At 51.5% G+C, this 23,229-nt stretch carries 19 protein-coding genes, 14 tRNA genes and 1 rRNA gene; 29 read left to right on the forward strand and 5 right to left on the reverse strand.

Annotation, left to right across the window (positions count from 1 at the left end):
- Positions 1 to 170: 170 nt before the first annotated feature.
- From rrf to KNO58_RS06200, 15 genes are all read left to right on the forward strand, one after another.
- A 5S ribosomal RNA gene (gene rrf / locus KNO58_RS06130) occupies positions 171 to 286 on the forward strand.
- An 8-nt stretch (positions 287 to 294) separates the two neighbouring features.
- Positions 295 to 369: transfer RNA gene (locus KNO58_RS06135), tRNA-Asn, on the forward strand.
- Positions 370 to 382: 13 nt separating this feature from the next.
- Positions 383 to 473: transfer RNA gene (locus KNO58_RS06140), tRNA-Ser, on the forward strand.
- A gap of 19 nt (positions 474 to 492) precedes the next feature.
- Positions 493 to 567 (forward strand) — tRNA-Glu (locus KNO58_RS06145).
- Between the two features lie 17 nt (positions 568 to 584).
- Positions 585 to 658, forward strand: a tRNA-Met gene (locus KNO58_RS06150).
- A 7-nt stretch (positions 659 to 665) separates the two neighbouring features.
- Positions 666 to 741 (forward strand) — tRNA-Asp (locus tag KNO58_RS06155).
- A gap of 26 nt (positions 742 to 767) precedes the next feature.
- Positions 768 to 843, forward strand: a tRNA-Phe gene (locus tag KNO58_RS06160).
- Positions 844 to 846: 3 nt separating this feature from the next.
- Positions 847 to 930: transfer RNA gene (locus tag KNO58_RS06165), tRNA-Tyr, on the forward strand.
- Positions 931 to 933: 3 nt separating this feature from the next.
- Positions 934 to 1,004, forward strand: a tRNA-Trp gene (locus KNO58_RS06170).
- Between the two features lie 18 nt (positions 1,005 to 1,022).
- A tRNA-His gene (locus tag KNO58_RS06175) sits at positions 1,023 to 1,098 on the forward strand.
- Positions 1,099 to 1,104: 6 nt separating this feature from the next.
- Positions 1,105 to 1,179, forward strand: a tRNA-Gln gene (locus KNO58_RS06180).
- Between the two features lie 4 nt (positions 1,180 to 1,183).
- Positions 1,184 to 1,258, forward strand: a tRNA-Gly gene (locus KNO58_RS06185).
- 8 nt (positions 1,259 to 1,266) lie between these two features.
- Positions 1,267 to 1,340: transfer RNA gene (locus KNO58_RS06190), tRNA-Cys, on the forward strand.
- Positions 1,341 to 1,349: 9 nt separating this feature from the next.
- Positions 1,350 to 1,430, forward strand: a tRNA-Leu gene (locus KNO58_RS06195).
- A gap of 129 nt (positions 1,431 to 1,559) precedes the next feature.
- Entirely contained in the window at positions 1,560 to 2,630 is a 1,071-nt protein-coding gene (locus KNO58_RS06200; protein WP_214752326.1) for a DUF2332 domain-containing protein, read from the forward strand.
- A gap of 39 nt (positions 2,631 to 2,669) precedes the next feature.
- Here KNO58_RS06200 and KNO58_RS06205 read toward each other — a convergent pair whose 3' ends face one another.
- On the reverse strand, positions 2,670 to 3,329 hold the full coding sequence (locus KNO58_RS06205; RefSeq protein ID WP_214752327.1) for a DUF6241 domain-containing protein: 660 nt from the start codon (positions 3,327 to 3,329) through the stop codon (positions 2,670 to 2,672).
- Positions 3,330 to 3,623: 294 nt separating this feature from the next.
- Here KNO58_RS06205 and desA point away from each other — a divergent pair, with 294 nt between their 5' ends.
- The 7 genes from desA to KNO58_RS06240 all read left to right on the forward strand — a co-directional run bounded on the left by desA (position 3,624) and on the right by KNO58_RS06240 (position 8,745).
- Positions 3,624 to 4,643, forward strand: coding sequence for a Delta(5) desaturase DesA (gene desA, locus KNO58_RS06210; RefSeq protein WP_214752328.1), 1,020 nt, complete (start codon positions 3,624 to 3,626; stop codon positions 4,641 to 4,643).
- A gap of 225 nt (positions 4,644 to 4,868) precedes the next feature.
- Positions 4,869 to 4,939: transfer RNA gene (locus tag KNO58_RS06215), tRNA-Gly, on the forward strand.
- 78 nt (positions 4,940 to 5,017) lie between these two features.
- Entirely contained in the window at positions 5,018 to 6,166 is a 1,149-nt protein-coding gene (queG, locus tag KNO58_RS06220) for a tRNA epoxyqueuosine(34) reductase QueG (RefSeq protein ID WP_214752867.1), read from the forward strand.
- Positions 6,147 to 6,590, forward strand: coding sequence for a methylated-DNA--[protein]-cysteine S-methyltransferase (locus tag KNO58_RS06225; protein ID WP_312845898.1), 444 nt, complete (start codon positions 6,147 to 6,149; stop codon positions 6,588 to 6,590). Before queG ends, KNO58_RS06225 begins: the two co-directional genes overlap by 20 nt.
- A gap of 10 nt (positions 6,591 to 6,600) precedes the next feature.
- Entirely contained in the window at positions 6,601 to 7,074 is a 474-nt protein-coding gene (trmL, locus tag KNO58_RS06230) for a tRNA (uridine(34)/cytosine(34)/5-carboxymethylaminomethyluridine(34)-2'-O)-methyltransferase TrmL (protein ID WP_021066740.1), read from the forward strand.
- A 226-nt stretch (positions 7,075 to 7,300) separates the two neighbouring features.
- Positions 7,301 to 7,858, forward strand: a complete 558-nt coding sequence (locus KNO58_RS06235; protein WP_021066738.1) for a DUF5366 family protein — start codon at positions 7,301 to 7,303, stop codon at positions 7,856 to 7,858.
- Positions 7,855 to 8,745, forward strand: a complete 891-nt coding sequence (locus KNO58_RS06240; RefSeq protein WP_214752329.1) for a hypothetical protein — start codon at positions 7,855 to 7,857, stop codon at positions 8,743 to 8,745. Before KNO58_RS06235 ends, KNO58_RS06240 begins: the two co-directional genes overlap by 4 nt.
- 31 nt (positions 8,746 to 8,776) lie before the next feature.
- Here KNO58_RS06240 and KNO58_RS06245 read toward each other — a convergent pair whose 3' ends face one another.
- On the reverse strand, positions 8,777 to 10,564 hold the full coding sequence (locus tag KNO58_RS06245; protein ID WP_251026123.1) for a transglycosylase domain-containing protein: 1,788 nt from the start codon (positions 10,562 to 10,564) through the stop codon (positions 8,777 to 8,779).
- A 152-nt stretch (positions 10,565 to 10,716) separates the two neighbouring features.
- Here KNO58_RS06245 and KNO58_RS06250 point away from each other — a divergent pair, with 152 nt between their 5' ends.
- The 4 genes from KNO58_RS06250 to KNO58_RS06265 are packed head-to-tail and all read left to right on the forward strand — an operon-like array spanning position 10,717 to position 16,911.
- The gene (locus KNO58_RS06250; protein WP_214752331.1) at positions 10,717 to 11,871 is read left to right on the forward strand and encodes a glucose-1-phosphate adenylyltransferase; all 1,155 of its coding nucleotides are present in this window, start codon (positions 10,717 to 10,719) and stop codon (positions 11,869 to 11,871) included.
- A gap of 34 nt (positions 11,872 to 11,905) precedes the next feature.
- Positions 11,906 to 13,006 carry a glucose-1-phosphate adenylyltransferase subunit GlgD gene (gene glgD, locus KNO58_RS06255; RefSeq protein WP_214752332.1) on the forward strand — a complete coding sequence of 367 codons (1,101 nt, stop codon included), beginning with the start codon at positions 11,906 to 11,908 and terminating at the stop codon, positions 13,004 to 13,006.
- A gap of 10 nt (positions 13,007 to 13,016) precedes the next feature.
- The gene (gene glgA, locus KNO58_RS06260) at positions 13,017 to 14,456 is read left to right on the forward strand and encodes a glycogen synthase GlgA (protein WP_214752333.1); all 1,440 of its coding nucleotides are present in this window, start codon (positions 13,017 to 13,019) and stop codon (positions 14,454 to 14,456) included.
- Between the two features lie 22 nt (positions 14,457 to 14,478).
- Complete coding sequence (locus KNO58_RS06265) at positions 14,479 to 16,911, forward strand: glycogen/starch/alpha-glucan phosphorylase (RefSeq protein WP_214752334.1); 2,433 nt, start codon at positions 14,479 to 14,481, stop codon at positions 16,909 to 16,911.
- Positions 16,912 to 16,924: 13 nt separating this feature from the next.
- On the opposite strand, the gene KNO58_RS06270 is transcribed toward KNO58_RS06265, so the two are convergent.
- Positions 16,925 to 17,743 carry a sulfurtransferase gene (locus KNO58_RS06270; protein WP_251026124.1) on the reverse strand — a complete coding sequence of 273 codons (819 nt, stop codon included), beginning with the start codon at positions 17,741 to 17,743 and terminating at the stop codon, positions 16,925 to 16,927.
- A 99-nt stretch (positions 17,744 to 17,842) separates the two neighbouring features.
- Between KNO58_RS06270 and KNO58_RS06275 the strand changes: the two genes are divergently transcribed.
- From KNO58_RS06275 to KNO58_RS06285, 3 genes are all read left to right on the forward strand, one after another.
- On the forward strand, positions 17,843 to 19,570 hold the full coding sequence (locus KNO58_RS06275) for a phospho-sugar mutase (RefSeq protein WP_214752335.1): 1,728 nt from the start codon (positions 17,843 to 17,845) through the stop codon (positions 19,568 to 19,570).
- Between the two features lie 125 nt (positions 19,571 to 19,695).
- Positions 19,696 to 20,454, forward strand: coding sequence for a transporter substrate-binding domain-containing protein (locus KNO58_RS06280; RefSeq protein WP_214752336.1), 759 nt, complete (start codon positions 19,696 to 19,698; stop codon positions 20,452 to 20,454).
- Positions 20,451 to 21,101 carry an amino acid ABC transporter permease gene (locus tag KNO58_RS06285; protein WP_214752337.1) on the forward strand — a complete coding sequence of 217 codons (651 nt, stop codon included), beginning with the start codon at positions 20,451 to 20,453 and terminating at the stop codon, positions 21,099 to 21,101. The genes KNO58_RS06280 and KNO58_RS06285 overlap by 4 nt, the downstream gene beginning before the upstream one ends.
- Before the next feature lie 44 nt (positions 21,102 to 21,145).
- On the opposite strand, the gene KNO58_RS06290 is transcribed toward KNO58_RS06285, so the two are convergent.
- Together KNO58_RS06290 and KNO58_RS06295 are read right to left on the reverse strand one after the other, a co-directional pair.
- Positions 21,146 to 22,246: an ABC transporter ATP-binding protein gene (locus KNO58_RS06290; protein ID WP_214720281.1), complete on the reverse strand. Its 1,101-nt coding sequence runs from the start codon at positions 22,244 to 22,246 to the stop codon at positions 21,146 to 21,148.
- Between the two features lie 103 nt (positions 22,247 to 22,349).
- Positions 22,350 to 23,207 carry a PucR family transcriptional regulator gene (locus tag KNO58_RS06295; RefSeq protein WP_260570852.1) on the reverse strand — a complete coding sequence of 286 codons (858 nt, stop codon included), beginning with the start codon at positions 23,205 to 23,207 and terminating at the stop codon, positions 22,350 to 22,352.
- Between the last annotated feature and the right edge of the window lie 22 nt (positions 23,208 to 23,229).

Below are 23,229 nucleotides of genomic sequence, written 5' to 3' on the forward strand. Positions count from 1 at the left end.
AGATAGGTCATGGGTGGAAGCACGGCGACGTGTGGAGCTGAATGATACTAATCGGTCGAGGCTTTGATCTAGTCTAATGGTTTGTGTGAATTGATGAGTCTTCAGTTTTGAGAGAACAATCTCTTAAAATATATTGACGTTACGACTAAATAATGTTAATATAATACTTGTCTGGTGGCGATAGCGAAGCGGCCACACCCGTTCCCATGCCGAACACGGAAGTTAAGCGCTTCAGCGCCGAAAGTAGTTGGGGGTCTCCCCCTGTGAGGATAGGACGCTGCCAGGCAAGATCGTTCCGCAATAGCTCAGTGGTAGAGCAACCGGCTGTTAACCGGTAGGTCGTAGGTTCAAATCCTACTTGCGGAGCCACTTTTCTCTTTTTGGAGAGCTGTCCGAGTGGCCGAAGGAGCACGATTGGAATTCGTGTAGGCGGCAAAACCGTCTCAAGGGTTCGAATCCCTTGCTCTCCGCCAGTTTTTCAATCAATAGTATGGCCCGTTGGTCAAGCGGTTAAGACACCGCCCTTTCACGGCGGTAACACGGGTTCGAATCCCGTACGGGTCACCATTTAAATTTTATATCGTCGCGGGGTGGAGCAGTCTGGTAGCTCGTCGGGCTCATAACCCGAAGGTCGTTGGTTCAAATCCAGCCCCCGCAATTAGTGTGGTCCTGTGGTGTAGTGGTTAACATGCCTGCCTGTCACGCAGGAGATCGCGGGTTCGACCCCCGTCAGGACCGCCATTTTTTAATTAAATTACTACATACATGGCTTTGTAGCTCAGTTGGTAGAGCAAAGGACTGAAAATCCTTGTGTCGGCGGTTCGATTCCGTCCAAAGCCACCATGTGGGGGGGTAGCGAAGTGGCTAAACGCGGCGGACTGTAAATCCGCTCCCTCGGGTTCGGCGGTTCGAATCCGCCCCCCCCCACCACTTAGGGGCATAGTTTAGCGGTAGAACTACGGTCTCCAAAACCGTCAGCGCGGGTTCGATTCCTGCTGCCCCTGCTTTCTAATATAATTATGGCGATTGTGGCGAAGTGGTTAACGCACCGGATTGTGATTCCGGCATTCGAGGGTTCAATTCCCTTCAGTCGCCCCATTTTATTGGGCTGTAGCCAAGTGGTAAGGCATCGGATTTTGATTCCGACATGCGTAGGTTCGATCCCTTCCAGCCCAGCCATTATGCGGAAGTAGTTCAGTGGTAGAATACGACCTTGCCAAGGTCGGGGTCGCGGGTTCGAATCCCGTCTTCCGCTCCATTAAATTTGGCGCCATAGCCAAGTGGTAAGGCAGAGGACTGCAACTCCTCTATCGTCGGTTCGATTCCGACTGGCGCCTCCAACATAATATGCCGGTGTGGCGGAATTGGTAGACGCGCACGACTCAAAATCGTGTTCCTCTGGAGTGTCGGTTCGACTCCGACCACCGGTATCCGTAGATCCTAGCTGAGGCTAGGGTCTTTTTTTGTATGTGAAACTTTAGAAATAAAGGGAAGTGAGCGATGCGTAAGGAATAAGCAAGGAGTGTGCGATTGTGCAAGCGAACGAAGGGGGAAGTACATTGCCGACAGATCAAATCGCTCAAGCTTTTATCAAGTTTGCTGCAAACGAGTGTAGAGGTTCGAGTACTCTTTATGAATTATTATCGAACGAGGTAGCGACGGACGTATCGATTCTCACATTGTGTGAACGAGCTAATCCAGGGCAGCCTATTCCGAACCTGTTATTTGGGGCAGTCCATTATCTGCTCTTGAGTGGGCACCAACATCGATTAGGCGACTACTATCCAAGCGTATCTAATGAAGCGAAAGAGGTTGATCAGGAACTGTTTCCAAGTTTTCAGCAATTTTGTGCGACCTATGAAACTGAGTTGGTTGCTCTCTTACAGACGAGACTCGTTCAAACGAACGAAGTGAGACGGTGTGCGTATTTATACCCGGTGTTCGGTATGATTTATGAACATTCCAAGCACACGTTGGCTTTAGTGGAGATTGGTACGAGTGCCGGCCTGCAGCTTCTATGGGATCAATACAGCTATCGATATGACAACAACGAACCGGTTGGGAACGTGACGTCATCCTTTGAGATTACAGCAGAGGTGATTGGCGAGGGGAGACCCCGACTGAATCTACCGCTTCCTCCAGTCCGGGAACGAATCGGGTTCGATTTGAATATCGTCGAATTGACCGATGCAGATGAACAATTGTGGTTGAAGGCGCTCATCTGGCCTGAACATGTAGCGCGTCTAGAGCTATTTGAGCAGGCGAGTGCGTTGATTGGATCACAACCAATGGAGTTGATTCAAGGCGATGGGGTTCGCTTATTAAAACCACGGGTCGATTCGATTGATCGGGATACCATCGTCTGTATCTTCCATACACACGTGGCGAATCAAATGTCGCTTGAAACCAAGTATGAGCTGTTACATCAAGTCGACTTGATAGGGGAGAACAGGGACGTCTGTCACATCTATAATAATGTCCAAGACAAGCTGCTCCACCTCGATTTCATCACAGACGGCAGAAAGAGTGAGTTCGTGCTCGCCGAAACGGATGGGCATGGACGTTGGTTCAACTGGTTGCTATCACCTGAAGCGGAAGAAAAACTTAAGCGAAGACTCGGAAAACCCTAACCTCGGTTAGGGTTTTTAGGATCCATGAAAAAAGAATCATCACGGAGATGATTCTTCATATGACGTGTACGTCGTTTCATTCAATGTGTTCAAGTATTCAGGTCCGAAGTTGTTCAAAATAAAGAGTTCTTCTTCGTTCTTGGTAGCTAATCCGTTCGAGAAACCTCTACTCGCTTGGAGAAAGTCCAATAAGCGATCCTGTTCCTTGTCAGCTAGAGTGAAGTCACCTTGTGACCAGTGATCAAGCATCGTTTTCAATTCGGCGTACATTCGATCGTCTATTTTAAATTTAGTTTTTAAGAGCTCCAAGTATTCAGCTGATTGTTGAATGTTCTGTGGTGTCATCGGAATCGCTCCCCATTTGGAACGGGCTGATATTTTTTGATGTGTCATCAAGTGCATGCTTTTGATCAATTCAGTTCGATTTGGTTTCTCTTCATTGAAAGAGACCTCTAATTCAACGCGAGTCTTTGCGGTGGAGTTGCCTCTCCGATCTAATGGATCTTCTTTAGATACTTCGATTTGTAATTCTTTGACGCGTTTGGCGTATTTGTCGTCAAGATTCTCGTTCTCGACACCTTGACTTAAGTTTTTATAAAACGTATAGCTGATCCAAAAGACTGGAATGAGCAAGATGAAGACACTCGTTACGATGATGAGTCGCTTCGGGGTAAATACCTGTTTCAGTTTTTTGAACAATATCATTTCCTCCTATCTGTACATAGTTGGATTTTAACATACTTCAAATACCATTAATCCCATATAAGGAATTTATATGGAAAAATAGATAAAAGAAACAAAAAATTGATTTGATAACTCATTTTGAATAAACGTTTTTCCATCTGTGATGTGATATAATTACCTGGTAATAATAATTTATGATGAATAAATTCTAGTGACGGTCACGTGGCTCGTCAATTTAATAGTGTATTTGGTTTCATATTTCATTTTTGTTGTCGTCATCGCTGTTTGCAATTGAGGAGGAAGTTGTACATGAGTAAAGAAAAAATCGCCCAGCTCCGAAAACACGTCTCGCCGTTTGAAAAGGCCGATGTGAAGAAGAGCGTCCGGCAAATGATCAATACGATCTTGCCGTTTCTTGCCGCCTGGATTCTTGCCTATCAGGCGCTCCAAATCTCGGTCTTCTTGACGATTCCGCTCGCCATCGTCGCGGCTGGTTTCGTCGTCCGGATGTTCATCATTTTCCACGACTGCACGCACGGTTCGTTTTTCAAGAATAAGAAAGCGAACGCAATCGTCGGGACGATTATGGGGATTCTCACGTTGTTCCCATATGAGAAATGGAAACGAGAGCATTCGATTCACCATGCCTCGAGTGGGAACTTGGATAAGCGTGGCGTCGGTGACATTTGGGTCATGACGATTGAAGAATATGTCGAGGCATCGAGATGGACTCGAATGCAATATCGTCTATACCGTAACCCGCTCGTCATGTTCGGTCTCGGTCCGTTGTTCTTGATTCTTATCACGAGCCGTTTTAACCGTAAAGATGCGCGTAAAAAAGAACGGAACAACACATATCTCATCAATTTGTCGCTCGTCGTGCTCTATGCGCTTGTCATCGCGCTCGTCGGTTGGAAAGCGTTCTTGATCGTTCAAGGCACGACGATGTTCACAGCTGGTGTCCTTGGAATCTGGTTGTTCTACGTACAGCATACGTTCGAAGATTCGTATTTCGAAGACGAGAGCGAGTGGGACTATGTGAAAGCTGCGATCGAGGGAAGCTCATATTACGAGTTGCCGAAAGTGTTGCAGTGGGTAACCGGGAATATCGGTTTCCACCATGTCCATCACTTGAGCCCGCGTGTGCCGAACTACAACCTTGAACAAGCCCATACGTCGACTCCACCGCTCCAAAAAGCGACGACAATCGGTCTATGGTCGAGTTTGAAATCGTTGCGCTACAAACTATACGATGCTCAGAATAAGACGTTTGTCACGTTCCGCGATATTAAGCACTTGCTTCGGGAACCGAAGACATCATCGTTGTGACGTATATTCCTGCCGACAAAGTCGGCAGGATATTTTTATATCGTTATGGTTATCTTATATTGAGATATGGTTTGAATAAGAGAAATAAGGGAATTAGATGTATTCAAGCATTCGAAATATAGAATTCATAAGCTGTCGAAGAAATTTATTCAAAAGTGTTGACTTCTGAAAGGTATAGATGTATATTGATTGTAGTCGCTTTTACAGCCGACTCATTTGAACCATGCGGGTGTAGTTTAATGGTAAAACCTCAGCCTTCCAAGCTGATGACGAGAGTTCGATTCTCTTCACCCGCTTCATCATCTCTCTGCCGACTGGCGGAGAGATTTTTTGTATGCGAAAATAGGCATGAAAGAGGTGATTCGATGAACGGGATGAGCCCGGAAACACTTAAACAGAAGATTGTGGCGTATGCGACGACGATTGGGATTGACGAGTTGAAAGTGACGACGGCCGATCCGTTCATCGTCATGAAGCAACGTCTCGTGAAACAACAAGAAAAGGGATTCGCTTCCGGGTTCGAAGAGCCTGACTTGGACAAGCGGACAACACCGACGCTGTTGCTGGAAGAAGCGCAGTCGATTATTGCAATCGCCATCTTGTATCCGAGCAAATTGAAGGATGCGCCACGAAGTGTGGCCGATGAGCGCCGCGGTTTGTTCGCCCGGGCCTCATGGGGGCTCGACTATCATCGCGCCGTCGGCTCGAGACTCGAACAATTGCAGGCGTATATTGAACAACTCGTCCCGGGCGTCCGGACACGCTCGATGGTCGATACGGGAGAGCTGGTCGATCGGGCGGTGGCCGAACGGGCCGGAATCGGCTTCAGCGGCAAGAACTGTTCCATCATCTCGCCTGAGAAGGGGTCGTACCTCTACCTAGGCGAGATGATTCTAGACGCATACTTACCGCCGGACGAGATGATTGAGGACGGGTGCGGGGAATGTACGAAATGCATGACGGCATGTCCGACGACGGCGCTCATCGAACCGGGTGTGCTCGACGCGAAACGTTGCATCGCCTATTTGACGCAAATGAAGACACTCATGCCACGCGAGTTCCGTTCGAAGCTCGGCGGACGGCTATACGGCTGTGACACGTGCCAACAAGTCTGTCCGTATAATCGGAAGAAGGACTGGCGTCATCATGAGGAACTGCTTCCGGAAGCGGAAATCGTCAAACCGTTGCTCGTCCCGCTCTTGAATATGAGCAATCGCGAGTTCAAAGCGAAATTCGGTCATCTGTCTGGCGCATGGCGCGGGAAAAAACCGATTCAGCGAAATGCGATTCTAGCATTGGCCCACTATCGGGAACCGTCAGCCGTGCCAGTGCTCGAAGACTTCATCCAACAGGATGAGCGCGAAGACATGCGGGCGACGGCCGTCTGGGCGATCGGGGCGATTCTCGGAACCGAAGCCGAGACGATTTATCAACAAATCGAGTCGACGGAGACGTCGGAGCTCGTACATGAAGAGATTCGATTATTCCGAGAGGAGTGGGACCGTGAAGACCGTGTCATCTAAATGGGGAACGTTAGCCTATGAATTGAACGCGAATGGAAAGCTATGTGCGTTAGACTTCGCGGAGACAAAAGCAGATGATGGTTCGGCACCAGCTTGGCTGACCGACCTGATTCAACGTGTCGAACAAGACGGGCTTCAACCGTCTGATCGCGAGTGGATCGAGATGAACGGGACCGTCTTTCAGCAAGAAGTATGGGATGCGCTCTTGACGATTCCGTTTGGAGAGATGCGGACGTACAAACAAATCGCCGAACAGATTGGACGACCGAAAGCGGTTCGTGCGGTCGGCCAGGCACTGAACCGGAATCCGTTACCTGTCATTTTCCCATGCCATCGGGTCGTCGGCAGCGGAGGACAGTTGACCGGTTTCGCAGGTGGTATTCATCAAAAACAACGATTACTTGATCTCGAACAAGTGAAGTGAGGAGTAGATTATGGCAATCCATGTAGTAATGTTCCAACCAGAAATCCCGGCGAATACAGGTAACGTCTCGCGCACATGTGCCGCGACCAATTCCGTACTTCATTTGATTCGTCCGTTAGGTTTTTCAACAGACGATAAAATGCTCAAACGGGCCGGGCTTGATTATTGGCAGTTCGTCGACGTGCGGTATCACGATTCGCTTGATGAACTATGGGCCAAACACCCGGATGGAGAGTTCTTCTACATTACCAAGTATGGGGAACAGTACCCGAGTGACCTCGACGTATCTGCGGTCGACAAGGACTATTTCTTCGTCTTCGGACGCGAGACGAAAGGGTTGCCGATGGAAGTGATTGAGAATAACCTCGACCGCTGCATCCGTTTGCCGCAATCGAACCTCGTGCGGTCGCTTAACGTCTCGAACACGGCGGCGATTATCGTCTATGAGGCGCTCCGCCAACAAGGATATGCTGGACTGAAATAAAAAAAGAGCCGGATTCGTGAGAATCTCGGCTCTTATTGATTACCTTCAGGTTTTCTGTTGTATCCAGCTGTTAAGATAGCTGCGAGGAAGACGACGCTGATTCCGACCATTAGTAATAAACCCATCTGAAAATCCCCCTTTTGTTCTCCGTGACTACGAATATTATAATATACTTGATAATAGATTTGCACTGAATATGAGAAATTCTTGTGAAATTGGAGCCGATATGAAAACAAACGTGTACTTGTTAAGCTATGCCCCGTTGATTGGAATTATTCTGTTCTCGATGTCGCTTGCGATTGCCACGAGCGAGTATGTGATTCAATGGCTGACCCGTGTCGGTGTCTACAGTGAGATTATCGCACTGTTGTCCGTCCAGGAGTCGAAAGTGCTCGTGCTTGTCGTATTCTTTACCATTTACTTCATGCTGTTCAGCGCCTTTAAGCTCGTGGCCGACACATTCAATCAACTCGGCTTCGCCTTCTTCGCGCGTGAGACGAACGGTAGTTCACTCCATCGTCTAAAGCCAGGGGCGACGATTTTCCTGGTCGGGTCGGGAATCAGCTTCTTGTTCTTGAACTCGCTCCTTGCCGTCATCGCGGTACTGCTCGGTACTTTCGTTCTCTATTTGTTCTATTACATATGGCAAGTCAGTCAGTTGATGTCGACGTTTCGGGCAATCGGTTTGCTCTTGATTCAAGCGATGATGTGGGCCATCCTGTTGAGCGGCCTCGCTTGGGCGATGCTCCGCTTGTTTAACTCGGTCGGGGATATCATCCTATGACGGTGAACACAACGATTCGCCTCATGCCGACCGAAGAAGTCGTTCAAGCTTGGATGGCATCACTGATGCCACCAATGGACTTGTTCATGGCGGACACGAGCCTCGTGACGCGACTCGGCGCGGATGCGAACGTCTTAATCATCCCGCGAGCGGAATTCGACGCGCATCCGTCTTATCGCGACATCCGGATGGCCAACGCCTATACGTATTGGATGATTGATCGCGAGGCAGCCTTTGTTTTGCATGCGCCGCCTGGTTGGATCGCGACGCTAACGACAGAGGTGAGACGCGAGTTGCTTGCCTATCAAGTCACGGTCGGACGGGGGCTCGTTTTCCCGGCGACTGACATGGACATCGCTTCGTTGGCAACTTCGATGGTGACAGTAGACGATGCGCCGTATCTTATCTTACATCAATCAGCCTTTCAGGTAATGCCAGACGAGATGCGTCATCAACTGACGTTCGAGTACGCCAAAGCTTGGGACGAGTGGACGGCGTGCCCCGTCCCGGACACGTGTCCTACCCATGTGCGACGCCTTGCCAACACTTTCCCGGACACGTCAGGCAGCAATTGCCTCGCGGCGACGCTGTTTGCGGTGACGGGTGCGGACTGGATGGCCACGCAATGGGTCCATCCCGGCACGTTCCTGCAGACGCTCGGTCAGGCCGGTTATATGAGAACCGAGGCGGAACTGACCGAACGAGGGGATGTGCTGACGTTCGTCGATGAGGTAGGGCGGGTCCAACACGCGACGTACTGCATCGGCGCCGGGCTCTTCTTCAACAAGAACGGGCAGACGCTGTTCAATCCGTGGAAACTGATTCAACAACATGAACTGTTCGAGGCATGGGGAGATTACACGTGCCATACATATCGACAATCATAAAAAGCCAGGGACAACGATGTCCCTGGCTTTTTTAGCGATGTGCCTCCGTCCAGACGATGGCAGGATAGGCCCGGTTGGCGAGCTCCGGGAACGGCCGCGGCGTGTCGGCGCCGAGCCAGATGGCCGTGATCGTCTCATCGGTCAACCCGACATACCACATGTCTTTGTGTGAGTTCGTCGTGCCGGTCTTCCCGCCGATGTAAGGCGCTTTGATTTGGTTGGCGTAACGTCCCGTCCCATATGTGGTGACGGCGGACAGCGCCTCTCGCATCGTCGCGACGGTCGTTTTCGACCAAACGGCTTGCTTCGTCATGCTCGGCGTGATCGTAGCTGCGCCAGACTCGAACCGAATCTGTTTGATTGTCTGTCCGGAAACGTACACGCCTTGGTTGAGAAACGGGGTATAGGCGGCGGCGAGCTCTTTGGGCGACACGCCTTGGGTCAAACCGCCGAGCGCGCTGGCCAAGCTATTATCCGTTTTGGCGTCCCACTGGCTGAACATCATGTCCGCCGTCGTATACGCTGCCTCTTGATCGATGGCGGTGAAAGCGGCGAGCGCCGGCGTGTTGTAGGAATACGCGACCGTGTCGCGGAACGACACATCACCGAGGACACGATTTCCGCTGTTCGTCGGACAATACGTCCCGTAACAGACCGGCCGACCGTCGAGGATGGTATCGAGTTTTGCTCCGGTCTCTTCTATATAGGGTGCGAACACGAGGACAGGCTTGATGGCCGACCCCGGTTGGCGGAACGCTTGCGTGGCCCGATTGAATTCACCCGATTGGGTCATCTCTGAATCGACGAGGGCGATGATGCGTCCGTTCGGCGTCAGCTCGGCATAGCCGCCGTTCAAACCGTTCGGCAGTTTTGTCATGACTTGTTTCGCCTGTTGTTGCCGGGCGACGGACAGATGCGTCTCGATGGTCGCTTGATTGGTCGCCAAGTAGTCTCTGGCGGCCTCTTCATCGAGGTCGTAACGCGAGCGGACGAGTCGGATCGCCTCTTTCATGACCGCATCCATATAATCGGGATATCGGACGACGTGTTGACGATACGTCGCCGTCAGCTTCACCCCGTGATGCGTCTCATACGCTTGTCTCGATATGACGCCGGCATCGCGGAGCTGGGTGAGGATTCGATCTTTACGCTCATAAAACGATTCCGATGGATCGAGCGGATCATATAAAGATGGATTGTTCGGGACGGTCAATAGGAACGCGATTTGATTCCAGTTCAAATCTTCGAGCGGACGAGCGAAATACGTCTCGGCCGCCGCTTGAATCCCGTATACGTTATGCCCGAAGAAAATGACGTTGCTGTAGGCTGTCATAATTTCTTTTTTACTATATTGTTTTTCAAGTGCCCGGGCGAGCAATAATTCCTTTACTTTGCGCTCATATGTCCGCTCGTGCGTCAAATAGACGTTCCGGGCGAGCTGTTGGGTGATTGTGCTGCCGCCTTGGCGCGATGATTCATTGGCGTTATTGATGAACGCCCGAGCGATGCCACCGAGGTCATATCCCGGATGGGCGTTAAACTTGCGGTCTTCGATGGTCATGATGGCTTCACGGAGGTGGGGCGGAAAGCGCGCGACGGAGACGTCATCGCGCCGACCGTTCAAATAGAGCCGTTCCGTCCCGCCTTTGTACGTCAACGTGACGGCATGTTGCGACGCGAGCGGGGTCGCGCTGACCGTCTTTTCGCCCCACGTCATAATCTGTTTCGCTTGCTCAATCTCTTCTTTTAACGCTCCGCTGATCGTTCCGCCGACGGCTAACAGTCCAGCAAAAAATAGGGTCCCAATCCACGCTCGCATCGTCTCACCTCTCTCTTCATACATTATATCGTCAATCTTTGAAAAAAATTCAAAATGTAAACGTTATCATATAATAATTTGGGCAGGAATACATTAGGAAATAGAGAAAGAGGGTAATAGATGTTTATATTATGAATTTAGGAGGCTGTACTATGAAGCAAGAAATGGTTGCGATGCTCCTCGCAGGAGGAGAAGGGAAACGACTCGGGCCTCTCACACGGAAGACGGCAAAACCTGCTGTCAACTTTGGGGGGAAATACCGGATCATCGATTTTCCATTATCGAACTGTACCAATTCGGGAATCACGACGGTGGGCGTGTTAACACAATATGAGCCGCTGGAATTGAACCGTTACCTAGGCATCGGGTCAGCCTGGGACTTGGACCGCCGCAACGGGGGCTTGGCCATCTTACCGCCATACCAAGCACAGTCGGGGAAAAATTGGTACGAGGGTACGGCTAATGCGATTTATCGGAACTTGAGCTATATCGACGACTACGATCCGGAGTACGTGTTGATCCTATCGGGGGACCACATTTACAAGATGGACTATGAGAAGATGCTCGATTTCCATAAAGAGAAGCAAGCCGATGTCACAATCTCCGTCATGGAAGTGCCATGGGACGAGGCGCCGCGCTTCGGGATTTTGAACACGAGCGACGATCTTCGCATCAATGAGTTCGACGAGAAGCCAGAGAAGCCGAAGAGCAACTTGGCCTCGATGGGGATTTATATCTTCAACTGGAAAGTACTTCGGGAGCATTTGATTCAAGACGCGGAAGACGAGACATCAAGTTTCGACTTCGGGAAAAACATCATTCCGAACACGCTCCTCGACGGCTTAGACGTGTTCGCATATAAATTCAAAGGCTACTGGAAAGACGTTGGAACGATCCAATCGCTTTGGGAAGCCAATATGGACTTGCTCGAGGAAGATCCACCGTTCGATCTTTACGATCCGAACTGGAAAATCTATTCGGTCAACCCGAACCAGACACCGCAATTCATCGGGAAAGATGCATGTATCGAACAGTCGGTCATCAACGAAGGCTGCCAAATCGAAGGCGAGGTCCAACATTCGGTCTTGTTCTACGATGTGCGTGTCGGTGAAGGCTCGCTCGTCAAAGACTCGGTCATCATGCCGGGAGCACGGATTGGAAAAGACGTAACGATTCATCGAGCAATCGTCGCGAGCTGTGCCGTCATTCAAGACGGGGCGACAGTTGGCGAGCCGGGTGGTGAGATCGTTGTCATTGAACCACATGAAAATATCGAGAGCGGCACAGTCTTCAAACAACGTGCTTGATTTAAAAAAAGACCGACGCAAGGAGGCGTTACTGTTGACGAATGATTTGTTAGGGGTCATCAACCTAGGAACCGAAGAGGGCTTATTTCCTGAATTCACGGGGCATCGCAATTTAGCGGCTGTCCCGTTCTCAGGGCGTTATCGCCTGATTGACTTTACATTGACGAACATGATCACGCAAGGCATCAACCAAGTTGGTATTTTCACACTGGATAAATACCGCTCACTCATGGACCATCTGGGATCAGGGAAAGAATGGGATTTGGACCGCTCACAAGGCGGCCTGCACATCTTCCCGCCGGCACTCAAGCCTGACGGAGAAGCCTACCTCGGCGATTTGGCCAACTTCTCGATGCACCGCGAACATTTCGTGCGCAGCAAGCAACCGTATGTGGTCATCACAGGTTCGAACGTATTGACGACAATCGATTTCCAAGACATGCTCGAGCATCACAAATCGATGGGGGCGGACATCACGCTCGCCTATACGGGCCATGAACAGAAATGTGGTTATTGCCGCCCAATCCGTCTCGGCGAGAACGACCGTGTCGTCGGGATCGGCGAGCGCGGATACAGTCCGAGCGACGAATATACGTACACGGAGACGATTGTCATGTCGAAAAACTTGTTCCTTCGTCTCGTTGATGAAGCGACGTCAAAGGGTGAGTACGACTTGCTCGATGGTGTCATCCGTCCGCAGCTTCACCGTCTTCACGTTCACGGGTATCACTATACTGGCAAAATGCAGGTGATTCACTCTGTGCTTTCATACTATAATGAGAGTATGCGCTTACTTCGTCATGAGGGAATCATATATGACTTCCCGCACATCTATACGAAGATTAAACATGAGCCGCCGACGCGCTATTTGAACGGGTCGAAAGTGAATGAGGCGCTCGTCGCGAACGGTTGTAAAATCAGCGGTGAAGTCCAAAACAGCATTCTCTTCCGCGGTGTCGTCGTCAGCGAACACGCCCGCGTTAAAAACTCAATCATTCTATCCAAATCGATCATCGAAGAAGGTGCTGTCGTCGAGAACGCCATTTTAGATAAAGAAGTGGTCGTCAAACGAGGACAAGTCATTCGCGGTACGGTCGATGAGCCGATCGTAATCGGAAAACGGACAACGGTGTAAGGGGGATATTATGAAAATATGGTATGTCGCTTCAGAAGCGGCACCGTTCATGAAAACGGGGGGGCTTGCCGATGTCATCGGCTCGCTCCCTCAAGCGGTGTCTAGCCTTGGTGAAGAAGTGAGTGTCATCATGCCGAAGTATGGCACGATCGCTCAAGAGTACGTAGATGAGATGGAGTACATGTTCGACCTGATCGTTCCGGTCGGATGGCGCAAGCAGTTCGGTGCCGTCCTCAAACTCGAACGGGATGGCATCACATACTACTTCATCGACAACGAATATTACTTCAAACGGGAAGGCGTGCTCTATGGCCATTACGATGATGCCGAGCGCTTCGCATTCTTCTCTCGTGCCGTCCTTGAGATGATCGGGAAGCTCGAAGCGGAAGACGTGCCCGACGTGCTTCACTGTCATGATTGGCAGACCGGTGTCGTCCCGGCCTTCTTGCGGATCCATTATCAACATATCGAGGCGTATCAACGCATTCGTACCGTCTTTACCATCCATAACCTGCAATATCAAGGCATCTTCCCGGAAGCGGTCCTCGGCGAGCTGTTACAGTTCGGTCCGGAACACTTCACGGCGGAAGGGATTCAACATAACGGTCTCGTCAACTACATGAAGGCGGGCATCGTCCACTCTGACCAAATCACGACGGTCAGCCCGTCGTATCGTGATGAAATCATGGAACCGTATTATGGGGAAGGGCTCGACGCGACACTCCGTTATCGGTCTGTCGATGTCCGAGGCATCTTGAACGGCCTCGATTTGGCGACGAATGACCCGAGCACGGATAAGCGCATCGCAAAGACGTACAACCTCGATACGGTCAAAGAAGGAAAGCTCGCCAACAAACGTGTGCTCCAAGAACGGTTCGGCCTCGAGGTGCGTGACGATGTCATGTTGATCGGGTTCGTCAGTCGACTCGTCGAACAAAAAGGACTCGATTTGATTGAAGCGGTGAGCGAAGAGCTCGGGAACTTGGACTGTCAGTTCGTGTTCCTCGGCTCGGGACAACCGGAGTATGAGGGCATCGTCCATCACATGACGGCGTCACACCCTGGCAAGGTCGGTTCGTATATCGGTTTCGATATCGAACTCGCACACTTGATTTATGCCGGATCGGACGCATTCCTCATGCCGTCCCGCTTCGAGCCGTGCGGTCTCAGCCAGCTCATCTCGATGCGTTACGGGACGCTCCCGATCGTACGCGAGACGGGTGGACTTCGCGATACGGTCAAACCGTATAACGAGTATACGCAAGAAGGCACAGGCTTTGGCTTCTTGAACTATAACGCTCACGAGATGCTCGCGACGATTGAGAAATCGATTCGCGTCTTCTACGATGACAACAATTGGAACGCGCTCGTCCATCAAGCGATGACCGCGGACTTTAGCTGGAAACAATCTGCGAAGCAATACCGTGAGTTGTATCACCTATTTGCATGACCGGAAGGAGTTTTACACACATATGTTTACAGACAAACAGAGCTTCGTCACTTCATTCCAAGAGAGATTTGTCGCATTAAACGGGAAGTCGTTTGATGAAGGGACCGAGCAGGAAGTGTATCAAACGTTGGCAACGATGGTGCGCGAACAGGCGATTCCGAAATGGATCAACACCCGCGACAAACAAGAAGAAAAACAAAGTAAACAAGTCATTTATTTCTCACTTGAATTTTTGCTCGGTCGTTTTCTGTATAACAATTTGCTCAGCATGGACGTCCTCGAAGTCGTGCAAGAGGGTCTCGATGAACTCGGATTCAACTTCACCGACATCACCGAGTATGAGCCGGAACCAGGTCTCGGCAACGGCGGTCTCGGCCGCCTAGCCGCCTGCTTCCTCGACTCGCTGGCAGCGCTCAGTCTCCCGGGACACGGGAACGGGATTCGCTACCGTTACGGCTTGTTCAAACAAAAAATCGTCGACGGCTATCAAGTCGAGTTGCCAGACAACTGGCTTCGTGACGGGAACATGTGGGAGACACGCCGTGCCGATCGAGCCGTCGACGTCAATTTCGGTGGTTGGATTGAGATGCGCCAAATCGGGGACCGGCTTCGCGTCGTTCACCATCCGGATGAAGTCGTTCGAGCGGTACCTTACGATATGCCGATCATCGGCTACAAAAATGAGGTCGTCAATACGCTCCGTCTTTGGAACGCCGAGTCACCGTTTGATGACGAGGAGTACATGGAACGGACGAAAGGTTCGTACAAAGACCTGCTCAAACACAAACAATCGATTGCGACCATCTCTGAGTTCCTATATCCGGACGACACGACGTACGAAGGAAAAGTGTTGCGTTTGAAACAACAGTACTTTTTCGTCTCGGCGGGCGTCCAGTCGATGATCGCGTCTTACTTACGTCATAATAAATCCTTGAAACACCTCGGCGACCATTATGCCGTCCATATTAACGACACACATCCGGTCGTGGCTATCCCTGAACTCATGCGGATTTTGATGGACGACCACGGTTACGGGTGGGATGAAGCGTGGCGCGTGACGAAGAGCGTCATGTCATTCACAAACCATACACTCCTCGCCGAGGCGCTCGAGAAGTGGCCGGTCGAGATGTATGAGCGGTTACTGCCGCGTATTTATCAAATCATCACGGAAATCAATCGCCGTTTCTGTAAAGACGTCCTCGTCAACTACCCGCATCTCGAGCCGCATATGGGTGAAATCGCCATCGTGTCGAACCAACACATCAACATGGCGAACCTTGCCGTCGTCGGCTCGCACTCGACGAACGGGGTGGCCCGAATTCATACGGACATCTTGAAGCAGCGTGAGATGCGTCACTTGTATGAGATGTTCCCACTGCGGTTCAACAACAAGACGAACGGCATCACACATCGACGCTGGCTCCTCAAGTCGAACCCACGCCTCTCGAATTTGATTACGGATGCGATCGGTCCATCATGGATTGAACATCCGAACGATCTCGAGAAGTTGATGGGTGTCTCAAAAGACACGAGTTTCCAAGAGCAGGTCATGAACGTGAAACAACAGAACAAACTGGACCTGGCCGGCTATATTCAAGCCGAGACGGGTATCGCCGTCGACCCGGACTCGATTTTTGACGTCCAAGTCAAGCGGCTGCACGCCTATAAACGTCAATTGATGGACGCGATGCACATTCATGCGCTCTATCAGAAGATTCAAGCCGATCCGACGTTCACGATGGTCCCACGGACGTTCATCTTTGGGGCGAAGGCGGCACCTGGTTATTATTACGCCAAAGAAGTCATTCGTTATATCAACGCCCTTGCCTCGATGATCAACAATGACAAACGGGCGAGCCGCTTCATCAAAGTCGTCTTCCTCGAGAACTATCGCGTCTCCATGGCCGAGCGCATCTTCCCTGGTTCGGACTTGAGTGAACAAATCTCGACAGCAAGTTATGAGGCGTCAGGTACCGGCAACATGAAGTTCATGATGAACGGGGCGCTCACGATCGGGACGCTCGACGGGGCCAATATCGAGATTCGCGATGCGGTCGGCGACGACCACATCTTCATCTTCGGATTGACGCCGCAAGAAGTCATGAACTATAAGAAGTTCGGCGGGTACCATGCTGCCGACATCTACCATGCGAACACGGAAGTGCGCAACGTCGTCGACGCGCTCGTCAACGGGACGTTCGACAAAGTCGGGGAATACCAATTCCAAGCAATCTTTGATTCGCTCCTCGTCTATAATGACGACTTCCTCGTCTTGAAAGATTTCGCGTCATACATGCAGGCGCAGCGTCGTGTCGATGAAGTATTCGCAGACAAGGCACGCTGGGCCGAGAGTTCAATCGTCAACACGGCCAAATCGGGGATCTTCTCGAGTGACCGGACGATCACGGAATATGCAAACGCCGTTTGGAACATTAAACCGACGAGCGTCAAATAAAAAAATCCACCCGTTACGGGTGGACCTTGTTTTCTGGATAGCTAATCCAATCGGAGTAAGAGCCGGGGTACAGCCGGACATCGTCTTTACCGAGGGCGTGTAGCGCCAAGATGTTGACGCAGGCGGTGACCCCGCTCCCGCAATAAAAGATTGGATTCGGGACATCGAGGACGTCGGCGTAATGCTCTTTCAAATCATGGAAGTCTTGAAGTGTGCCGAGGTCGGTGACGGCCTCGGTATAGGGGCAAAGCACGGCGTTCGGGATATGCCCGGGCTTGCGGTCAATCGGTTCGTGGCTGCCGTCGTAACGGTCGGCGGTTCTTGAATCGTATAAGCCACCAGTGATGGTGGCGGCACGTACGTCTTCAATCGACGCGATCATCTCGTCTTGGAAGACGGGTGTGTAGTCAGAAGCGGGATAGGACGGGACGTCCGTCGTCGTCTCCCCGCAATAGGTGATGCCGGATTGGATGCCGCCTTCGAGCACGATGACGCGCTCATGGCCGGCCCACTTGAATAACCACCACGCACGAGCGGCGAACGGGAAGCCGTCGTCGTAGATGACGACCAAGTCATCGCGTTGAATCCCGATGCGGCGGAGCGTTTCGGTCCATGCCTGTTTAGACGGCAGCGGATGGCGGCCGCCGTGTTCGGACAACGGTCCGGACAAGTCTTCCATCAAGTCGAGGAAGACGGCGTTCGGCAGATGTCCTTGTCGATACACATACTTTCCGTATGAGGCGTCGTTTAATGAATAGCGGCAATCAATGAAGCGGATCGAGTCCGTATGGACGATGTGTTTCAATTCTTGGGCACGCATTGTTGGAAACATAGTATCACCTCGAAGTTTCGTTACTCCCATCGTATACAAGATGGAACAAATTGGCGAGTACTTCGATTGAATTTTTGAATGTCGAAAGGGGAACTGACCATGACATGGCAACAGACATATGACCGATGGAAACAACACGAGGCACTCGAGCCACATTTACGCGCTGAACTCGAAGCGCTCGAACAAGACGAGACATCACTCGAGGATGCCTTCTATAAGACGCTCGAATTCGGGACGGGCGGTATGCGCGGTGAAATCGGTCCAGGGGCGAACCGGATGAACATCTATACAATCCGCAAGGCGTCGCAAGGCTTTGCCGACTTTATCGCTGCATCGGGAGAAGAAGCGAAACGTCACGGCGTCGTCATTGCCCATGACTCGCGCCACTTCTCACCGGAGTTCGCACTCGAGGCGGCACGCACACTCGCCTCGAACGGGATTAAGACATACTTGTTCCCTAGTTTGCGAGCGACGCCAGAGTTGTCATTCGCGGTCCGTCACTTGAACGCGTTCGGCGGCATCGTCATCACGGCGAGCCACAATCCGCCTGAATATAACGGCTTCAAAGTGTATGGCGCCGACGGTGGGCAATTGCCACCAGCCGAGGCCGATGAACTCGTCTCGTACGTCAATGCCATCGAGGATGAATTGACGATTGCCGTCAAAGAGGAGGCACCGCTTCGGGCCGAGGGCACACTCGTCACGGTCGACTCATCGGTCGATGCAGCTTACATGGAAGCCCTCCAATCGATTCGGATTCATACGGACGTCCAAGGCGATCCGCTCAAAATCGTCTATTCACCGCTTCATGGGACAGGACGTCGTCCGGTCATGGAAGGATTGAAAGCATACGGCTTCGAACAAGTCACCATCGTCGACGAACAGGCTGAGCCGGACGGGGCATTCCCGACGGTCAGTTATCCGAACCCGGAAGAACGGGCTGCCTTTGAACTCGCGATGCAGTACGGCGATCGCGTCGGGGCCGACTTGCTCATGGCGACGGATCCGGACGCCGACCGTGTCGGTTTCACGGTCCGTGACCGCAACGGCGAATGGTTCGTCTTGACGGGGAACCAGACCGGGGCGCTCCTTATGGATTACATCCTGTCTCAAAAAGTGGAGACGGGCACGCTTCCAACGAACGGTTTCGTTGCGAAGACGATCGTCACGTCCGAACTTGGGGCAGCCATCGCCAAGGCGTATGGGGTCCACCTCGAGAATACGCTCACTGGCTTTAAGTTCATCGGTGAGAAAATCAAACAGTATGAAGAGTCGGGTCAGTATGAGTTCTTATTCGGTTATGAAGAGAGCTATGGCTATTTGATTGGGGACTTCTGTCGTGACAAAGATGCCGTCCAAGCGTGTTTGCTCGGCGCCGAGATGGCGGCCTTCCACAAACAGCACGACCGTACGTTATACGATGCCCTTCAAGCCGTCTATGAGAAGTATGGCTTCTACGAGGAGTCGCTCCAATCGATGACGTTGAAAGGAAAGGCCGGTCTCGAACAGATCGGTCGGATGATGGAGGCGTTCCGCGCCAATCCACCGCAAGAAGTCGGCGGCTATGAAGTCGTCCGTTTCGAGGACTATAAGCAACAAGTCGCGAAAAACTTGCAGCAAGGCGAGACGGAAGCGATCGATTTGCCGTCGTCGAACGTGCTCAAGTTCATCTTCGAGGACGGCTCATGGTTCTGCCTGCGTCCTTCTGGGACCGAGCCAAAAATCAAATTCTATTTCAGTGTCCACGCCGATAGCGCGGAGAAAACGACAGTGAAACGGGAAGCGATTGAACGCGATGTCATGAAGCAAGCGAAAGCTATCGATTAATGGAAGACACCGCCCTGACGAGGGTGGTGTTTTTTGTTTGACAAGCTATGCCCCCCTCAGTATGATGAGTATATTGTTCATAACCATGTAATCATATAAGGATTATCAGGAAGGCGGAAATTACTATGAAAAAATCATTAACAGCAGTCCTCGCAATCGGAGCATCGTTCGGGGTGCTCGCGGCTTGCGGGACAGAGACAGACAGCGGTTCAGAAGAAGCCGTCATCACAGTCGGGACAGAAGCGACGTACCCGCCGTTCACGTACAAAGATAAAGGTGAAATCACAGGGTATGACATCGACGTGTTGAATGAAGCGGCCGAACGTGCCGGTTACACGGTCGAATACGAGCCGATGGACTTCAAAGGACTCGTACCGGCTCTTGACGCAGAACGCATCGACATGATTGCCAACCAGATGAGCATCACACCGGAACGTGAAGAGAAATACGCGTTCTCAACGCCGTACGCGGTATCAGGTGCGCAAGTCATCGTCGCTTCGGACAACAACGACATTCAAGGCATCGACGACCTCGAAGGCAAAGTTGTCGGCTCGACACAAGGTTCGGTCTACGCACAGCTCGCTGAAGAAGCCGGTGCTGAAGTGAAGTTCTACAAAGGCGCGAACCAAGTGCTCCAAGACCTTCAAGTCGGACGTCTCGATGCGGCACTCAACGACCGTCTCTTCATCTTGACGGAGCTTGAGAAGACAGGTTACGACGTGAAAGCGGTCGGTGACGTCTTCAATAAGAGTGAGGCGGGCTACATGACGCGTCAAGACTCAGACGTGCTCGAAGGTTTGAACGAGGCGTTGGCTGAAATGCAAGAAGACGGCACGATGGCTGAAATCGGTGAGAAGTACTTCGGTGAGGACATCAGTCAATGAATGAACTGATCACGACCGTCATCGAGAACCGTTCGGCCTATATCGAAGCCGTACAATTGACGTTGATCGCCAGTATCCTGTCGATTCTCCTCGCCTTGGTGCTCGGTCTGATCATCGCTGTCTTGCACAGCAGTCCTGTCAAGGTCGTTCGTTTGTTCACGCGTACGTATATTTCGTTTTTCCGGGGCACACCGCTCCTCTTGCAATTGCTCATCTTGTACGTCGGTCTGACCGGTTTCGTCCAGTTGAGCGGGATGCAGGCGCTCATTTTTGGGTTAGGCCTTCACTTTGCGGCCTATATCTCGGAAGCGTTCCGGGCGGCCATCAATTCGGTCGACCGCGGACAAGTCGAGGCGAGTGTCGCCCTCGGGATTCCGCGTGCGAAGCGCTTCAAGGATATCATCTTCCCACAGGCGTTATCCCGTGCAATCCCACCGGTGTCCAACTCGGTCATCGACATCATCAAATCGACGTCACTCGGTTCGGTCATTGCCGTCCAAGAGTTGACGTACGTGTCAGACCAAATCGCAGCGACGACGTATCTCGTCATGCCGCTCCTTTTGTTCTCGGCATCGATCTATTGGATCTTGTCGACGCTCATCCAAGCGGGGCAGCATCGTCTCGAACGTCGGTATGCGATTCGCTAACACAAAGAAATCCCTTCGATTCTAAAATCGAAGGGATTTTTGTATTAACGGATGACGAGTTCTGTCTCCGTGTCGAAGAAGTGAGCTTTCGTCATATCAAGTGCGAGTGTGACGTCGTCACCCATGTGGATATTCGAACGACCATCAATCCGTGCCGTGAACTGGTGACCACCGAGTTCAGCGTACAAGTACGACTCAGCGCCCATGAGTTCGGCGACGTCGATGTGCGTGCGGAACGTGTGCGTCGTTGGCGAGTCGATGTAGATTGGCTCATCGTGAATCGATTCTGGACGGATTCCGAGTACGAGCTCTTTGCCGACGTAACCACGGTCACGAAGACCTTTCATTTTGCCTTCAGGGACGTTGATTTCTTCACCGCCGACGAGGAACTTCCCATCAGCCAATTTTCCGCGGAAGAAGTTCATCGATGGTGATCCGATGAAGCCTGCTACGAAGATGTTGTCCGGGTTTTCATATACTTCTTTCGGCGAACCGACTTGTTGGATGATTCCGTCTTTCATGATGACGATGCGAGTCGCGAGTGTCATCGCTTCCGTTTGGTCATGGGTAACGTAAATCGTCGTCGTATCGAGACGGTTGTGCAATTGGATGATTTCCTTACGCATTTGAACGCGAAGTTTGGCATCCAAGTTTGAGAGCGGCTCATCCATCAAGAACACTTTGGCATCACGAACGATGGCACGGCCGATGGCAACACGTTGACGCTGACCACCCGAGAGTGCTTTCGGCTTACGTTGAAGGTATTCTTCAAGTCCGAGGATACGGGCCGCATCTTGGACGCGACGATCGATTTCATCTTTCGGGAACTTGCGAAGCTTCAAACCGAACGCCATGTTGTCATAGACACTCATGTGCGGGTAAAGGGCGTAGTTTTGGAAAACCATTGCGATGTCGCGGTCTTTCGGTGCGACGTCGTTCATGCGCTTGCCGTCGATGATGAAGTCACCGCTCGAGATTTCTTCGAGTCCTGCAATCATACGAAGCGTCGTCGATTTACCGCAACCAGACGGTCCGACGAAGACGATGAACTCACGGTCCTTGATGTGTAGGTTGAAATCGCTGACTGCCTTCGAGTCGCCACCAGCGTAGATTTTATCGATATGATTCAATTGAATTTCTGCCATGTCGTTAGCCTCCTGAGAATCTGTTCTTGGATAATAGCGCTTACAAGACTGATTATACGATGAAACCGCTTGCATCGAATATGTACACGTTGCACAAAAACGATTACTCAGATTTGTGCAACGTGACAATCAATTGAAGCAGACCGGCATCGTAAAACTGTCTGGCGTCATAACCGGTCGCTTCATAGAGCCGGTCGAGCCGATAGTTGAGCGTATTTCGGTGCATGAATAACGCCTTCGCCGTGTGCGACACGTTCAACGAGTTGGCGAACAGCGCCTCCAATACATCGATTGTCGTCTTGTCGAGTGACGCGACGACAGTGGCCGTCAGACGGGGACGTACATCAAAAGTCTCATGGCGTTGTAGTAAATAATGGTATAATAATTGACTAGCAGGGTAAGCTTTAGTAGAGAGCTTGGCGAGTGGGAGTAGCGCCTGATGCTGGTGATAAAGTGGTCCTAGGTCACCGAGCGGACGTACGCTATAGACGACGTGAGCCTCGACGTAACAATCGCTCGCAATCGCCCGCAAGACATCCTCGAACTCGGTCAGCTCGACGAACTGATCGGTCTCAATGATTTCAACGTGAGACCGGGTCATGAGAACGATCTCTGCTTCAGGCATAAAGTCGGCCAACACGTCTAAAAATTGTTCGAGCGCCTCAGCGTCCTGATAATGAAGGACGAGCGACATGAGACGAAACGGCCGGTCGAACCGGTACGTGTCGGTGAGTAGTCGATCCTGCCATTTGGCTTGTCGCGGGTCGAGCCTTGTCAGTAGCGGCGTGGCGGACCATTCAAGCAACTGTCGCTCACGCTCCGTCAGTTCCAGTTTAGGGAGCCCAAAAATCGTGCCGTCCGGGGCTTGATACCAGCGAACGTCACCAGACGCTTCTTCCGACCGATGGACAGCCATCGGGAAAATCGATTTAATTCGTTCAAACGTAGTCAAAACAATCACCTCTTCAACAAATGTATCATAT

Source organism: Exiguobacterium sp. J17977 (assembly GCF_018616375.1).
Lineage (GTDB): Bacteria > Bacillota > Bacilli > Exiguobacteriales > Exiguobacteriaceae > Exiguobacterium > Exiguobacterium mexicanum.

Coding starts and splice junctions, on each gene's coding strand:
- KNO58_RS06275 (WP_214752335.1), top strand. CDS start 17,843: ATGACATGGCAACAGACATATGACCGATGGAAACAACACGAGGCACTC.
- KNO58_RS06270 (WP_251026124.1), bottom strand. CDS start 17,743: ATGTTTCCAACAATGCGTGCCCAAGAATTGAAACACATCGTCCATACG.
- KNO58_RS06285 (WP_214752337.1), top strand. CDS start 20,451: ATGAATGAACTGATCACGACCGTCATCGAGAACCGTTCGGCCTATATC.
- queG (WP_214752867.1), top strand. CDS start 5,018: ATGAGCCCGGAAACACTTAAACAGAAGATTGTGGCGTATGCGACGACG.
- KNO58_RS06250 (WP_214752331.1), top strand. CDS start 10,717: ATGAAGCAAGAAATGGTTGCGATGCTCCTCGCAGGAGGAGAAGGGAAA.
- KNO58_RS06265 (WP_214752334.1), top strand. CDS start 14,479: ATGTTTACAGACAAACAGAGCTTCGTCACTTCATTCCAAGAGAGATTT.
- trmL (WP_021066740.1), top strand. CDS start 6,601: ATGGCAATCCATGTAGTAATGTTCCAACCAGAAATCCCGGCGAATACA.
- KNO58_RS06245 (WP_251026123.1), bottom strand. CDS start 10,564: ATGCGAGCGTGGATTGGGACCCTATTTTTTGCTGGACTGTTAGCCGTC.
- KNO58_RS06240 (WP_214752329.1), top strand. CDS start 7,855: ATGACGGTGAACACAACGATTCGCCTCATGCCGACCGAAGAAGTCGTT.
- glgA (WP_214752333.1), top strand. CDS start 13,017: ATGAAAATATGGTATGTCGCTTCAGAAGCGGCACCGTTCATGAAAACG.
- KNO58_RS06235 (WP_021066738.1), top strand. CDS start 7,301: ATGAAAACAAACGTGTACTTGTTAAGCTATGCCCCGTTGATTGGAATT.
- KNO58_RS06290 (WP_214720281.1), bottom strand. CDS start 22,246: ATGGCAGAAATTCAATTGAATCATATCGATAAAATCTACGCTGGTGGC.
- desA (WP_214752328.1), top strand. CDS start 3,624: ATGAGTAAAGAAAAAATCGCCCAGCTCCGAAAACACGTCTCGCCGTTT.
- KNO58_RS06280 (WP_214752336.1), top strand. CDS start 19,696: ATGAAAAAATCATTAACAGCAGTCCTCGCAATCGGAGCATCGTTCGGG.